Here is a 15255-nt window from a genome sequence, read left to right on the forward strand (position 1 = left end):
CACCTACCGTGGGACATTGATATATTCGCTATCGTGCCAAATACCGATATTTGTTCTAGGATCTGCAACTTGGGTATACTTCAGAGTGACATTGTCATTCGGCATAACGTAATAACGCTCACGGCACCCCTTGCCATTAATATCTTTGCTTGCATCTTTACATGCACCTGCAGCTACCACTCGAAAACTGACATTTCCAGTATTGCTTACTAAACCATCTTTATAGGTGTAATCGAATTTTTGTTTACGTGGTGCAACAACCAAAATAGTATTAATCTGCGCAACAGCAGAAGCTTGTGCAGTTTTCGTGGAAGTAGAATCTTCTGAACTACTTACAGGTGCATCTAACCATGACAACCGATAATAACGTTCTTGATCATCTGCTGGCCCTTGGTAAATAATTTTAAAAACATCTTTAGCCCCACCTGGCAGCACTAAACCTGAAGGTGTAGATAAGACCTCAGATAAGTTTTCCATGGGAATCACATTACCATCTTCCATGGGACTACTAATGCGTTGTACTTTTAAACCAACAAAACGGGCAACATCAGAAGGATTTTCAATTTCTTTTGCAATTAAAGACTGCTTCGCTTCAATAATGGTGGTCACATCGCCAACATTAATTGCAAAACCATGCATGGAAACAGCTAAACAGCTGATTAATATTGTTATTTTAAAGTTCACTTATTTACCCCTTATGAAACAACAAGGGAAATGACTCCCTTGTTGCTTTTATATTTAATAAAAATATTCAACTACTTTTATTAAATTTTATTTTTTCCAAAGAGCGGTAAATTGCACTGCAACTTCCCCATCCCAACGACCATCAGTTAAAGTTGATAAGTCAGCAATTTCAGCACCAGCGCTGCTTTTTGCTGAAGCAACGTTAAATACAAAATTACTTTGAGCTGATGAACGACCAGTACCAGCATATGCTGTATCTACAGCTAAGTTTTCAAGACCAGCACTTACGTTGTTCGCTGTATCAATCATTGTTGTAGCAGTTGATTTGCTTAATTGTTGGCCATTCCAAGAAACGCCTACATCTAAAGTTGAACGGTCACCACCGCTACGAGTAAGTGTGTTACCCAATAGTTTTGAAGTTAAAGTGAAGTCTGTTGCACCACTTTGACCTTCAATTGTTACGTCAAAAGCACCAACTTGAGTATTAAAACCTTTAATACCTTCAGCATATTGGAATACAAGTGATTTCAATGGAGTAACAACTAATAAACTCTTAGTATCTTTAGTTGCACTAGCATCCCATTTTGCAGTTGCACTTGCAGTTACATCAGCAAAAGCTGAAGCAGCAAATAATGAAGAAATAGTTGTTAATGCGAGTGTTGACATTAGTTTTTTCATAAAAACCTCAATTAATATTTAATTGTCACTGGATTATTGCTTAGTCATATTTCAGTCTTGAACACGACCCAATTTTTAGTTTTGTTGTGTCTCAACCTATAAAAAACACAGATTTAAAATTATGTATTAATCATGTGTTCTAGTCAGATGATAATCACCAAAACAAGCACCATCAACAAAAATATTAAAAATAATTATTTAAAAACAACAATTTAATTCAAATCATTTCAGTCTGAATTATATTTTATCCTGCATAAATTAAGGCTTTTTTCATACATTTTTCTTAAATACAAATAGCCAAAACCACGAATAGAATGCCTTACAGAAAAAAAATAAATAAATTATCAAACCAAACTTGTAGTACATAATTTAGTTTTTATTAATAAAAAATAATTAATCTCAGTTACAAAAATAAATTTCAATATATTATTAAAACTTAATAATTATTATAAATTGAGTTATTTTATTAATTAAAAAGTTATATTTTTAATAAACCCATTTGCATTTCTTTTCATTTCTAAACATCAAAAATAAATTTCAAAACATTAATGTATACATATTTTAAGGAAGGAATCTCTGGAAGTTAGATTCATTTCAAAAAGTTTGCTTTGTGTAATCCAAAGAATACTTCTTTTACAGCAATGAACTTATACTCGCTATTAGGCTTAATAAGGCTCATGAATGCTCTGAGTCTCATTGATATTGTTTCTGCTAATCAAATTAAAGATAAAAAGAATGAAATATCACTCAAATAAAAAGGACCTAGCCCTGTAAATTACAGAGCTAGGTCCTTGAAGCCTATTAAATAATATACTGACTTATAACAGCTCAGTGAATCATCTAGACTAGGCGTTTAACTAAGTAATAACTTAGTTCTTTTCTTTATCTACGATTTTGTTTGCTTGAATCCAAGGCATCATCGCACGTAATTTAGAACCAGTTACTTCAATACCGTGCTCAGCATTTTGACGACGACGAGCTGTCATAGAAGGATAGTTTAATGCACCTTCTTGGATAAACATCTTCGCATATTCACCAGACTGAATACGTTTCAATGCATTACGCATAGCTTCACGAGATTGTTCGTTAATCACTTCAGTACCAGTTACATATTCACCGTACTCAGCATTGTTTGATACTGAATAGTTCATGTCAGCAATACCACCTTCGAACATGAGGTCAACAATAAGTTTTAACTCATGTAAGCATTCGAAGTATGCCATTTCTGGTGCATAACCTGCTTCAACCAAAGTTTCATAGCCCATTTTAACCAATTCAACAGCACCACCACAAAGAACAGCTTGCTCACCGAACAAGTCAGTTTCTGTTTCTTCACGGAATGAAGTTTCAATAATACCAGTACGGCCACCACCTACACCTGAAGCATAAGACATAGCAACATTACGTGCATTGCCAGAAGCATCTTGATGTACAGCGATTAAATCAGGAACACCTGAACCACGTTGGAACTCAGAGCGTACAGTGTGACCAGGTGCTTTAGGTGCAACCATGATTACATCAAGATCTTTACGTGGAACAACTTGGTTATAAAGAACAGAGAAACCATGAGCAAATGCAAGTGTAGCCCCTTGCTTGATATTTGGTTCAATCACATCACGATAAAGCTGTGCTTGAAACTCATCAGGTGTCAAAATCATTACAAGGTCAGCTTGCGCTACAGCAGCAGGAACTTCAGCTACTTTAAGGCCAGCATTTTCTGCTTTTTTCCATGATGTAGAACCTGCACGTAAACCTACAGTTACGTCTACACCAGAATCTTTAAGGTTCAATGCATGTGCATGGCCTTGAGAACCATAACCAACGATTGCTACTTTTTTACCTTGAATGATTGATAAGTCACAGTCTTTATCATAAAAAATTTGCATTGCTATCTCCACTAAAATGCGTTTAATTGCGTTGAATTTAAAATTAGATGGTGAGTACTTTCTCGCCACGGGCAATACCCGAAACACCTGATCGAACCACTTCGAGGATGGTGTTTTCAGCGAGTGCATCAATAAACGCATCTATTTTTTCAGTTGTCCCTGCGATTTGTATCGTGTACGTCGTTGGTGTGACATCTACAACTTGACCACGGAATATATCAGAAGTACGTTTAATTTCATCACGTGCAATACCAGATGCTTTTACTTTAATGAGCATCAACTCACGTTCAATATGCGCACCTTCTGACAAATCAACAACTTTTACCACTTCTACAAGCTTGTTAAGTTGTTTAGTAATTTGTTCAATCTTATGGTCATCGCCATAAGTCGTCAGCGTCAAACGCGACAGTGTAGCATCTTCAGTAGGCGCAACATTAAGCGTCTCAATGTTATAACCACGTTGTGAAAATAAACCCACTAATCGAGAAAGCGCACCCGCTTCGTTTTCAACGAGGACAGAAATTATATGTCTCATTCAGTACGCTCCCCTTTTGCTAACCACATATCACACATCGATTGACCAGCAATCAACATTGGATACACGTGTTCAGTACGGTCAACCATTACGTTGATAAATACACATTTATCATTAATAGCCATTGCTTCAGCCAACTTAGACTCTAGCTCATCGGCATGATCAATCTGAATCCCGACGTGACCATATGCTTCCATCAGCTTAGGAAAGTCTGGTAAAGACTCTACATATGAACTTGAGTGTCGGCCTTCGTAGTTCATATCTTGCCACTGCTTAACCATTCCTAATGCACGGTTATTTAAGCACAAGATTTTCACGTTCAAACCATACTGTTTACAAGTTGAAAGCTCTTGAATACACATTTGAATTGAAGCTTCACCTGTAATACATACAACTTGCTGGTCTGGACAAGCCAGTTTAGCTGCCATGGCATAAGGCAAACCTACGCCCATAGTCCCTAAACCACCAGAGTTGATCCATTGGCGTGGACGTTTGTATTTATAATACATTGCCCCAAACATCTGATGTTGGCCAACGTCAGATGTAATAATGGCTTCACCTTCTGTCACTTTATATAGTGCTTCAACCACTTGTTGTGGCTTCATACCACCATCAGCTGCTGGCTGATAACGCAGACCATGAACTTTACGCCACTCATTAATTTGCGCCCACCAGCTAGCAATAACTTCTGAATTTGGCTTAGAAACACCTAATTGCTTCAACTGTGTCAACATTTCTTGTAGAACAGGTTCTACCGCACCCACAATCGGGATATGCGCCATAATTGTTTTTGAAATTGTAGCTGGGTCAACATCAATATGAATGACCTTAGCATTTTGACAAAATTTAGCTGGATTATTTGTTACCCGATCGTCAAAACGTGCACCAATTGCCAAAATTACATCTGCATTATGCATAGTCATATTGGCTTCATAAGTTCCATGCATCCCCAACATGCCCACAAACTGCGGATCATCTCCAGGGAAACCACCCAAGCCCATAAGCGTGTTGGTTACAGGGAAATTTAATAAGTGTGCCAATTCAGTTAATAAAGCAGAAGCATTACCTTGAACAACACCACCGCCAGTATAGATGACTGGGCGCTTGGCATGTAATAACTCTTCTACTGCTTTACGAATCTGCCCACTATGACCACGTGTTGGTGGCTGATAAGAACGCATTTTCACTTTTTCAGGATAGTGATAGGCAAACTTCTCATCAGGATTGGTCGCATTCTTTGGAATATCGATCACCACCGGACCTGGACGACCACTTGAGGCAATATAAAATGCCTTTTTGATCATTGCAGGAATTTCGCTTGCATGGCGAACTTGGAAACTGTGCTTAACGATTGGGCGTGAAATGCCGACCATGTCGGTTTCTTGGAATGCATCTTCACCAATCAAATGCGTTGCGACCTGACCAGACAGAATAACCATCGGAATGGAATCCATATAAGCTGTCGCAATAGGTGTTACAGTGTTGGTCGCACCTGGACCTGAAGTCACAAGGACCACACCAGTTTTACCAGTAACACGCGAATAAGCATCTGCCATATGACCAGCAGCTTGCTCATGGCGCACGAGATAGTGATTAATTTTGTCTTGTTGAAATAGCGCGTCATAAATATGTAATACAGCACCGCCTGGATAACCAAAAACGTGCTCAACGCCCTCGTCCGCCAAAGCGCGAACGAGCATTTCACCACCAGATAGAAGTTCCAACGTGATTCACCCTAATCTTTATTCCATCCACCTATGGGAGACATAGATGATGATTCATTGATTCATTTGTGCACTCAGTTATAGCACACATAATTCTCAGTTTTTGCAACAATAAAAAATTTTTTATAACGTCGTTGCTGTTTAAGCAAGGCTGTTATGTAAGACATGTTGGGATAAACATGTCTTGCTGATTTCACCACACCAGATTAGGTGCAATGTATTGTATGCGATGTCATGGATTCGAAGGGTGATCGAACCAAGTCATATAAAACTCAAGCAGCCATTTTTGATGTTTTGTCGCACAAAGTCAAGCATTCTAATTGAGTTTTCTTGACTTTTTAAAAAATCAATTCAGACGACATTTCATACAGCAACATTCAACAACTGTAGCTTAATATTTTCAACAAAATCATATTAATGTGAATGCCCTATTCAACTTAGATATATTTTTATAACATTTAAACCAGCATCAGCATTCAAAGCGCTTCTCTTGTTTAGCCTGAAATGAAAAAAAGCCCTGTCATCATTCACATTTTAGGTCATTATGCGCTATGCTGTGCGACACACTTTCTTTCGACTATTGTTCTGATACGACGTTTATGACTACAAATCACATTGACCCTGAATATCAAGCCAGTGCGATTGAACCCAATGTCCAAATGGATTGGGAACAACGCAAGGTATTTAAAGTTGCTGACACTGTAACTGGGCCACATCGCTATATCCTGTCGATGTTCCCTTATCCAAGCGGTCGACTGCATATGGGTCATGTGCGCAACTATACCATTGGTGATGTTATCAGCCGCTTTCATCGCTTAAAAGGTGAAACTGTATTACAACCAATGGGTTGGGATGCCTTTGGCTTACCAGCAGAAAATGCTGCCATTGCTCACCAAGTTGCTCCAGCAAAATGGACCTTTGAAAATATTGCTTACATGCGTGATCAGCTCAAACGTCTTGGACTTTCAGTCGATTGGGACAGAGAATTTGCAACATGTACTCCTGAATACTATCACTGGGAACAGTGGTTATTTGTACAACTTTATAAGAAGGGCTTGATCTACCGTAAGTTGTCCACTGTAAATTGGGACCCAGTAGATCAAACAGTATTGGCTAACGAGCAAGTAGAAAATGGCCGTGGCTGGCGCTCTGGTGCATTGGTAGAAAAACGCGATATCCCAATGTACTATTTCCGCATTACTGATTATGCACAAGAACTTCTTGATGACCTTGACCAGTTACAAGCAGGTTGGCCACAACAAGTGTTAACCATGCAACGCAACTGGATTGGTCGTTCACAAGGGATGGAAATTCAATTCCCTTCTGCACATCCTGAAATCTATGCAGATAATATTTCAGTTTATACCACTCGTGGCGACACCCTAATGGGTGCAAGCTATGTTGCAGTTGCTGCTGAACATCCACTTGCTTTAAAAGCTGCTGAAAGCCTCCCGGAATTAAAAGCATTTATTGACGAATGCCGTATGGGTTCTGTTGCCGAAGCTGATCTCGCTGTTGCTGAGAAAAAAGGCATGGCAACTGGATTATTTGTTAAACACCCACTCACAGGTGCTGAACTTCCTGTTTGGGTTGCGAACTATGTCTTGATGTCATATGGTTCTGGCGCAGTAATGGCTGTACCAGCTCACGATGAACGTGATTTTGAGTTTGCCAATAAATATAACTTACCTATTCAACAAGTTATTGATGCAAAAACAGCAGATGATAGCGAATTTAATCATACTGAATGGCAAGAATGGTATGGCTCTAAACAAGGTAAACTCATTAACTCAGCTGAATTTGATGGTTTAGACTTTGATGCAGCCTATGCCGCAATTTTAGCTAAGCTAGAAGCACAAGCGTTAGGTAACAGTAAAGTTCAATTCCGCTTACGTGACTGGGGTGTATCGCGTCAACGTTATTGGGGTTGCCCAATTCCAATGATCAACTGCGATAGCTGTGGTCAAGTTCCAGTACCAGAAGAACAGCTTCCTGTTATTTTACCAACTGATGTTGTTCCAGATGGCTCAGGTAATCCATTAAACAAGATGCCAGAGTTCTATCAAACCACTTGTCCGTGCTGTGGTGCTGATGCTCGACGTGAAACAGATACACTTGATACCTTCGTAGAATCTTCTTGGTACTATGCACGTTTTGCTTCACCTGACTTCACTGGTGGTTTAGTTAAAGCGGAAGCTGCACAAAATTGGTTACCAGTGAACCAATACATTGGTGGTGTAGAACACGCAATTTTACATTTACTCTATGCACGTTTCTTCCATAAACTCATGCGTGATGAAGGTGTCGTACAAGGTAATGAACCATTTACCAACTTGCTCACACAGGGCATGGTGCTAGCAGATACTTTCTATCGTGAAGAAGCTTCTGGTAAAAAAACTTGGTTTAATCCTGCCGATGTTGAATTAGAACGCGATGAAAAAGGTCGTAGTATTTCAGCACGTCTCCTCACTGATGGCGAACCAGTTGTCATTGGTGGCCAAGAAAAAATGTCAAAATCGAAAAATAACGGTATTGACCCTCAATCGATCATTGAACAATATGGTGCAGATACTGCACGTGTTTTCATGATGTTTGCAGCCCCACCCGATCAATCTTTGGAATGGTCAGATGCTGGTGTTGAAGGCTCACACCGTTTCCTAAAACGTGTTTGGCGTTTGGTTACGGGTTATCTTGAGCAAGGTTATAACACGACTGAAATTGATCGTAATAATCTCAGTACTTCAGCTCAAGATCTACGTCGTAAAACACATGAGACCATCCAAAAAGTGGGTGATGATATTGAACGACGCTATGCTTTTAATACCGCCATTGCTGCACAAATGGAACTATTAAATAGCATCAACAAATTTGTAGTTCAAAGTGAAAATGACCAAGCTGTGGCGCGTGAAGCGATTGTGAGTTTACTCACTATGTTGGCACCTTTTGCACCGCATTTAAGTCAAGTCCTCTTAAAAGAATTTGCTATTGATCTTACTGCTTCAATGTTCCCGTCTGTTGATGAAACTGCGTTAACACGCAATACACAAACGATTGTGGTACAAGTCAATGGTAAACTTCGTGCTAAACTTGATGTTGCCGTTGATATCAGTAAAGAAGATTTGTTAAATCTAGCGAAGACACTACCAGAAGTTCAACAATTCCTCACAGGGCCAACGAAAAAAGAAATCGTTGTACCGAATAAATTGGTGAACTTAGTGGTTTAATTCTAATTAAACTGCTTTAAACTGTGATCAACTAATATAAGTCTCATCTACGGATGGGACTTTTAACTTGATATATTCTCATGGGAAATAAGCATGCACTTGATCCAACGAATTGCTGCAATTACGTTAACACTCGGCTTAAGTGCGGGTTTGGTTGGTTGTGGCTTTCATCTAAAAGGCACAAATCCAACTGTAGTCCCAGTGGCCTATAATAAATTACAACTCGCAATGCCCAATAATAGCAACACTCAAGAATTAGAAAAAAAATTGAGCATGTATCTCACTGCTGCTGGTGTTCAAATGAGTAACTCCAGTGATGCTTATGTATTACGTATTTTAGATTATAGCCCTCGCCGTTTAGAGCTGAATGGTAAATTGGTTGAAACTTTACTTCGCTTAAATGTCACTTTCCAAATTGAAGACCAGCAAGGCCATGCTTTAACTGCACCAAGAACTTTAACAGCGACACGTTCATACCAATACGATGTTGCTACTGTAAATACAGATGACCAAGAAAATCGTTATTTGAGTCAAATTTTAGTCGATGATCTTGCTCAACAAATTACACGCCAGATTTCTTCAAATCGATTACCTAAAGCACCTGTAGCTTCTACTGAAGCACAATAGCAGACAGGCTTTATGAAGATAGACTATTTACAAGCCCTAAAACGTGCTCCAGAAGCACGAGGTGTTTGGTTGATACATGGACAAGAACCGTTATTAGAGCAAAACCTACTAGCAACGTTTCGTCAACATTGGCAAAGCCAAGATATTGAACGTCAGCGTTTTGACCTCAACAATGTCAGTGAGTGGAAAAATGTTTTTGTTGCACTCAATAGTCTATCTTTATTTTCCTCTCAACTCGCAGTTGAGGTACATGGCAATATTAAGCCGGATGCCCAATCACTCAAGCAACTCAAACACTTTATTCAGCACAATCAAGATAATTTACTCTTGATTGCCATGCCCAAGCAGGATGCCAGCAGCCTCAAATCTAGTTTCATTCAGACAGTAGAAGCAAATGGTGTTTTAGTTACGCTTGCAGCAAATGCTGCTAATGATCGTTTAAATATATTAAAAGTTGAGGCTGAACAACTCAACATTCAGCTTGATCGTGATGCTTGGCAGTGGTTAGAACAACATCATGAACATAACTTACTTGCTGCTAAAAATAGCTTAATGCGTGTAGCGGATACTTTCCCCGATGCTCAACTCATTCAAATAGACCATTTACAGCAATGTCTGCAAGATCAATCGCGTTATAGTAGTTTTGACCTCAGTGATGCATTAATTACTGGTAATTTTGCTCAATCTATTAAAATCCTGCACTATTTACTTGAGTCAGGTGAGGCATCTAGCCTGATTTTATGGACCGTAAGTAAAGAAATGCGTTTGTTAATGCAACTCTTTGAACAACCACAAAATGCTTTACAGTTGGGAATTTGGAAAAATAAAGTTCCACTTTACCAACAAGCACTACGCCGCTTCCAACCCCAACAATTTCTCACCTGGCCAACATTATTACGACGTGTTGATGCAGCCATTAAAGGTATGAGTGTGGAAAATCCAGAACATGTCTTACAGCTTTGCGTTGCGCAACTCTGTAATCAAACATTGTTTAAATGATAATTTTTCGCATTTTTGATGCCCAAGCATCCAATCTATAGTAAAAATTCACCTTTTATCCTAAATTGAGCTCTATAATTTGTTCAATTTTCAGATAAATCGCCCCAAGATCCCTATGCCAAAAATAAAACCGATCAAAGCTCTGATCATTTTAATCTGTATTGCTCTCATTGCTGCTCTCGCTTGGTCATACTTCAAACCGCAACAAAAACAACCTGACTACATTAGTAGCGAAGTTACAACCGCAGATTTAGAAGATTCTGTACTTGCAACAGGTACGCTACAAGCTGCGCAAATCGTCAGCGTTGGTGCCCAAGTATCGGGGCAGGTCAAAAAAATGTATGTCAAACTTGGTGATGAAGTTAAACAAGGCCAACTGATTGCACAAATTGACTCTGTACCACAGCAAAACGAGTTTAAAACAGCTGAAGCCAGTATTAAAAATCAAAAAGCACAATTGGCAATTAAAATTGCAAATTTAGCCAAAGTCGAAGCGGAATATAAACGACAAAGTAATATGTATAGCCAAGATGCGACATCACGTGCGGAATACGAAGCAGCCTTAGCAGCATTTAAAACAGCACAAGCAGATATTGCAGCTAGCAATGCACAAATTGAACAATCTTATTTAACACTAGCAACAACCAAAGAAAAATTAGGTTATACCAGTATTGTTGCACCAATCAGTGGAACAGTTGTTGCTATCGTGACTGAAGAAGGTCAAACCGTAAACTCGAATCAAACGGCACCAACGATTGTAAAACTCGCCAAACTTGACACAATGACTATTAAGGCACAAATTTCTGAAGCGGATGTAATGCGTGTTCATCAAGGCCAAAAAGTTTACTTTACAACTTTAGGTGACAGTGAAAATAAACGTTATGCAACTTTACGTCAGATTGAGCCAGCACCTGATTCAATTAACAACGATACAAAAACAACCACCACAAGTAATTCGAGCAGTAATGCAATTTACTATAATGCCCTATTTGATGTGCCTAACACTGACGGTAAATTACGCATTGATATGACTGCACAGGTTTATATTATTTTAGCCGAAGCAAAAAATGCACTTACAGTACCATCAGCTGCGTTACAAACCTCAGCACGTGGTTCTCGTCGTACGAATGCAGCATCTGCTCCTGATGCAGGCGATAAAAAATCACGCAATAAAGATGGCAAAGAAAATGATGCTAGCCAACGTCCAAAACTTCTAGAACTCACAGCTGATGAAAAAGCACTCATCAAACAGAATAAAGCATCGCTTGCCATGGTTCGAGTTTTAAATGACCAAGGTGAGATGAGTCGTCAACAAGTTTTAGTGGGTTTAAACAACCGTATCAATGCACAAATTTTACGCGGCTTAAAACCTGGACAAAAAATCGTTATTGCAGATGGTTCGGATGCTTCAAATGATTCAGCCAAACGCCGTGGTGGATCAGTGAGAATCTAAACATGAGTGAACAACAGGCATTACTCGAGGTCAAACAGCTGACACGTGAGTTTCCTGCTGGCGAAAGCACTGTGCAGATTCTCAAAAGTATTGATCTTAAAATTTACCAAGGCGAACTGGTTGCTATTGTTGGTCAGTCAGGCTCTGGTAAGTCGACCCTAATGAACATCTTAGGATGTTTAGACCGACCAAGTTCTGGCAGTTATCAAGTCAATGGGCGAGAAACCCGTGAACTTGAACCTGATGAGCTAGCAAAATTACGTCGTGAATATTTTGGTTTTATCTTCCAGCGTTACCACTTACTTGGTGATCTTAGTGCTGCAGGTAATGTCGAAGTTCCTGCTATTTATGCTGGAGTTGAAGCCAGTGTACGCCAACAACGTGCCAAACAGTTACTTACAGAACTGGGGATTGGAGACAAAACACAAAACCGTCCAAGTCAACTCTCTGGTGGTCAACAACAACGTGTATCTATTGCCCGTGCCCTAATCAATGGTGGAGACGTTATTTTAGCCGATGAGCCTACAGGAGCTTTGGATAAAAATAGCGGGATTGAGGTCATGCGTATTTTGCGTGAACTCAATGCCTTAGGGCATACCATTATTTTGGTAACACACGATATTAATGTTGCTAAAAACGCAACACGTATTATTGAAATCAGTGATGGCCGTATTATCTCTGATCAAGCAAATGTTCCTGAGCAAGAAGCTGTTGCCCCTTTAGGTCACGAAAGTAAGACCCAACGACAACAGAAGAAATCTTCAGCTTGGCGTTCGGTGATTGACCGTTTTGCAGAAGCATTTCGCATGGCCCTCTTGGCGATGAACGCACATCGAATGCGTACCTTTTTAACCATGCTCGGGATTATTATCGGGATTGCCTCGGTTGTATCGGTAGTCGCACTAGGTAAAGGATCACAGCAACAGATATTGGAAAATATTAGTAGCTTAGGAACAAACACCATTACCATATTTCAGGGACGGGGCTTTGGTGACAACTCCAAAACAGCACAAGCCAAAACCCTCATTCCAGCGGATGCAGAAGCCCTCGCCTTACAACCCTATGTGGATGGTATTAGCCCATCTGCAAATAGCAATGTCACTGCACGCTTTAAAGATATTGAAGCTGCAACCACAGTAAATGGTGTGAGTGAAGATTATTTCTATGTCAGAGGTATGCAGTTTAGTGAAGGACAAGCCTTTGATAAACAAAGTGTCCGTGTAATGGCTCAAGACGTCGTCATTGACTCAAATACTAAAGATAAATTTTTCCCTGATGGTCAAGACCCACTAGGCGAAGTTATTTTACTTGGAAGCGTACCCAGCCGTATCATCGGTGTCATTGATGTACAAAAAGGCATGTTTAACTCAGATAGTCTTAATGTCTATCTTCCTTACTCTACCGTACTGAGTCGTATGCTTGGGCAAGCCAATGTGCGTAGTATTATTGTTCGAATTAAAGATCAATATTCGAGTACAGCAGCTGAAAACGCAATTTTAAATCTACTTGAACAACGTCATGGCAATCTTGACGTATTTACCCAAAACTCAGATAGCATCCGTGAAACCATTGAACAAACCACAGCAACAATGACCCTATTGGTTTCTGCAATTGCCGTCATTTCATTGGTCGTCGGTGGTATTGGGGTTATGAATATTATGCTAGTTTCCGTCACTGAGCGTACACAAGAAATTGGTGTACGTATGGCAGTAGGTGCTAGACAAAGTGATATCTTACAACAATTCCTCATTGAAGCTATTTTGGTTTGTCTATTAGGTGGTGTACTCGGTGTCTTACTCTCTTTAGGGATTGGACAAGTGGTTGAACATTTTGCCAAGGGCACGTTACAAATGGCCTATTCAACTACATCTATTGTGGCTGCTTTTGTCTGCTCAACATTAATTGGTATCGTTTTTGGCTTTATTCCAGCTCGAAATGCGGCTCAGTTAGACCCAGTTGATGCACTATCAAGAGAATAACAAGGAAAATACACATGCAGCGTCATTTTAAACCCTTATTGAGTATTGCCTTACTGAGTCAATTGCTTATTGGCTGTAGTGCGATGGTAAAAACACCATATCAAGCACCTGCAGTTAGTGTCCCAAGTGAGTTTGCCAATCGAAATGAGCAAGGCCTACAAAGCTCAGCTTATGCGGATCAATGGTGGACACTTTTTCAAGATCAACAACTTAACCAACTGGTACAACGTGTTATTGAGCGCAATGCCGATCTTGCCATCGCAGGTATTAACTTACAACAAGCTTGGCTACAAGCAGGTCTTGCAACCGATAAACAAGGTATTCGAATTGGTAATGCCAGTGTTGGATTAGGCCATCAATTTGAGCTTGATGGTTCTGGGCATCGTGATACTGGAATTAATATTGGCTATCCACAGCTTAGTTATGAAATTGATTTGTTTGGGAAACTTGCCAATCAAACTGAAGCCGCAAAATGGGCTGCTGTTGCAACAGAAGCAGATTTACAAGCGACAGCTCAAACGCTGATTGCCACAACGGCAACATTGTACTGGCAGCTTGGTTATTATCATGAAAGTGATGCAACGGCGCGACAAAGCTTAGCCACAACTGAAAAACTCTATCAGTTGGTCAACAACCAATATAAAAATGGTGCTGTTTCAGGGCTTGATCTTGCTCAAGCTGCACAGGCTGTACAAAGTCAGAAAGCCAATTTAAGTCAAATTCAGCAAAAGCTAGTGCAAACGCGTACTGCCTTAGCTGCACTACTACAAATTCCAGTACAACAGCTCAACATTCAAGAACCGCAGCGTCTTCCTCAAGCGACTTTACCAGTCATTGCTGCTGGACTCCCTGCTGAAATCTTGGCACGTCGACCAGACCTGCGAGCAGCTGAACTTCGTTTGAAACAAGCACTTTCGAATAAAGATGCAGTAAAAGCCAGTTATTATCCTTCAATTAGTTTAACTGGCACGCTCAGTACAGGTGTTGGTATTGGAAGCAGTACATCTCTGACGAATGTATTAAAAAATCCAGTGGCAACTTTAGGTGCAGGCTTAACACTTCCCTTCTTGCAATACAATGATATGAAAAAGAATATCAACATTAGCAAGTTAGACTATGAAAAGGCTATTGTACAATATCGGAAAACGCTCTATCAGGCATTTGCGGATACTGAAAATGCACTTTCTGCCCAAAACCAACTGGCCATACAAGTCGCAGCACAACAGCGTAATCTTGACTTGGCAATTAAAACCGAATATCTAACCGAAGTGCGTTATAAAAATGGTGCAATTCCGCTAAAAAATTTACTTGATGCACAAACCACAACACGTAATGCACGTTTATCACTGGTTGAATTAAAGCAAAGCCAATACAGTGCTTATGTCACCTTAATGCAAGCTCTCGGCGGTAGTCCAATCACTCAGCTACCTAAAGCAGTCTCTTAAACACCATTCAAGACAAAAAAA

General features: G+C 39.8%; 11 protein-coding genes. 6 read left to right on the forward strand and 5 right to left on the reverse strand.

The window, feature by feature from the left end; genetic code table 11:
* Window positions 1-3 precede the first annotated feature (3 nt).
* From RFH42_RS07925 to RFH42_RS07945, 5 genes are all read right to left on the reverse strand, one after another.
* Window positions 4-684 (reverse strand): EcpB family pilus assembly chaperone, encoded by a 681-nt coding sequence (locus RFH42_RS07925; RefSeq protein ID WP_374990780.1) that lies wholly within the window; start codon window positions 682-684, stop codon window positions 4-6.
* Between the two features lie 87 nt (window positions 685-771).
* Window positions 772-1362, reverse strand: coding sequence for a common pilus major fimbrillin subunit EcpA (gene ecpA, locus RFH42_RS07930; RefSeq protein ID WP_308975053.1), 591 nt, complete (start codon window positions 1360-1362; stop codon window positions 772-774).
* A gap of 869 nt (window positions 1363-2231) precedes the next feature.
* Window positions 2232-3248: a ketol-acid reductoisomerase gene (gene ilvC, locus RFH42_RS07935; protein WP_308975055.1), complete on the reverse strand. Its 1017-nt coding sequence runs from the start codon at window positions 3246-3248 to the stop codon at window positions 2232-2234.
* A 43-nt stretch (window positions 3249-3291) separates the two neighbouring features.
* Complete coding sequence (ilvN, locus tag RFH42_RS07940; protein WP_016657481.1) at window positions 3292-3783, reverse strand: acetolactate synthase small subunit; 492 nt, start codon at window positions 3781-3783, stop codon at window positions 3292-3294.
* Window positions 3780-5507, reverse strand: a complete 1728-nt coding sequence (locus tag RFH42_RS07945) for an acetolactate synthase 3 large subunit (protein ID WP_308975056.1) — start codon at window positions 5505-5507, stop codon at window positions 3780-3782. Before RFH42_RS07945 ends, ilvN begins: the two co-directional genes overlap by 4 nt.
* Before the next feature lie 599 nt (window positions 5508-6106).
* Here RFH42_RS07945 and leuS point away from each other — a divergent pair.
* The 6 genes from leuS to RFH42_RS07975 all read left to right on the forward strand — a co-directional run bounded on the left by leuS (window position 6107) and on the right by RFH42_RS07975 (window position 15234).
* The gene (gene leuS, locus RFH42_RS07950) at window positions 6107-8731 is read left to right on the forward strand and encodes a leucine--tRNA ligase (protein WP_308975057.1); all 2625 of its coding nucleotides are present in this window, start codon (window positions 6107-6109) and stop codon (window positions 8729-8731) included.
* A 93-nt stretch (window positions 8732-8824) separates the two neighbouring features.
* A complete protein-coding gene (locus RFH42_RS07955) occupies window positions 8825-9358 on the forward strand; it encodes an LPS-assembly lipoprotein LptE (RefSeq protein ID WP_308975058.1) in 534 nt (177 codons plus the stop codon).
* Window positions 9359-9370: 12 nt separating this feature from the next.
* Window positions 9371-10357 carry a DNA polymerase III subunit delta gene (holA, locus tag RFH42_RS07960; protein ID WP_308975059.1) on the forward strand — a complete coding sequence of 329 codons (987 nt, stop codon included), beginning with the start codon at window positions 9371-9373 and terminating at the stop codon, window positions 10355-10357.
* Between the two features lie 115 nt (window positions 10358-10472).
* A complete protein-coding gene (locus tag RFH42_RS07965; protein WP_308975060.1) occupies window positions 10473-11810 on the forward strand; it encodes an efflux RND transporter periplasmic adaptor subunit in 1338 nt (445 codons plus the stop codon).
* A gap of 2 nt (window positions 11811-11812) precedes the next feature.
* A complete protein-coding gene (locus RFH42_RS07970; protein ID WP_308975061.1) occupies window positions 11813-13789 on the forward strand; it encodes a MacB family efflux pump subunit in 1977 nt (658 codons plus the stop codon).
* 14 nt (window positions 13790-13803) lie between these two features.
* Window positions 13804-15234 (forward strand): efflux transporter outer membrane subunit, encoded by a 1431-nt coding sequence (locus RFH42_RS07975; RefSeq protein ID WP_308975062.1) that lies wholly within the window; start codon window positions 13804-13806, stop codon window positions 15232-15234.
* Window positions 15235-15255 lie beyond the last annotated feature (21 nt).

Source organism: Acinetobacter rudis, from assembly GCF_031157835.1.
Classification (GTDB): Bacteria; Pseudomonadota; Gammaproteobacteria; order Pseudomonadales; family Moraxellaceae; genus Acinetobacter; species Acinetobacter rudis_A.

Coding starts and splice junctions, on each gene's coding strand:
- RFH42_RS07955 (WP_308975058.1), top strand. CDS start 8,825: ATGCACTTGATCCAACGAATTGCTGCAATTACGTTAACACTCGGCTTA.
- ecpA (WP_308975053.1), bottom strand. CDS start 1,362: ATGAAAAAACTAATGTCAACACTCGCATTAACAACTATTTCTTCATTA.
- RFH42_RS07965 (WP_308975060.1), top strand. CDS start 10,473: ATGCCAAAAATAAAACCGATCAAAGCTCTGATCATTTTAATCTGTATT.
- leuS (WP_308975057.1), top strand. CDS start 6,107: ATGACTACAAATCACATTGACCCTGAATATCAAGCCAGTGCGATTGAA.
- holA (WP_308975059.1), top strand. CDS start 9,371: ATGAAGATAGACTATTTACAAGCCCTAAAACGTGCTCCAGAAGCACGA.
- RFH42_RS07975 (WP_308975062.1), top strand. CDS start 13,804: ATGCAGCGTCATTTTAAACCCTTATTGAGTATTGCCTTACTGAGTCAA.
- RFH42_RS07970 (WP_308975061.1), top strand. CDS start 11,813: ATGAGTGAACAACAGGCATTACTCGAGGTCAAACAGCTGACACGTGAG.
- ilvN (WP_016657481.1), bottom strand. CDS start 3,783: ATGAGACATATAATTTCTGTCCTCGTTGAAAACGAAGCGGGTGCGCTT.
- ilvC (WP_308975055.1), bottom strand. CDS start 3,248: ATGCAAATTTTTTATGATAAAGACTGTGACTTATCAATCATTCAAGGT.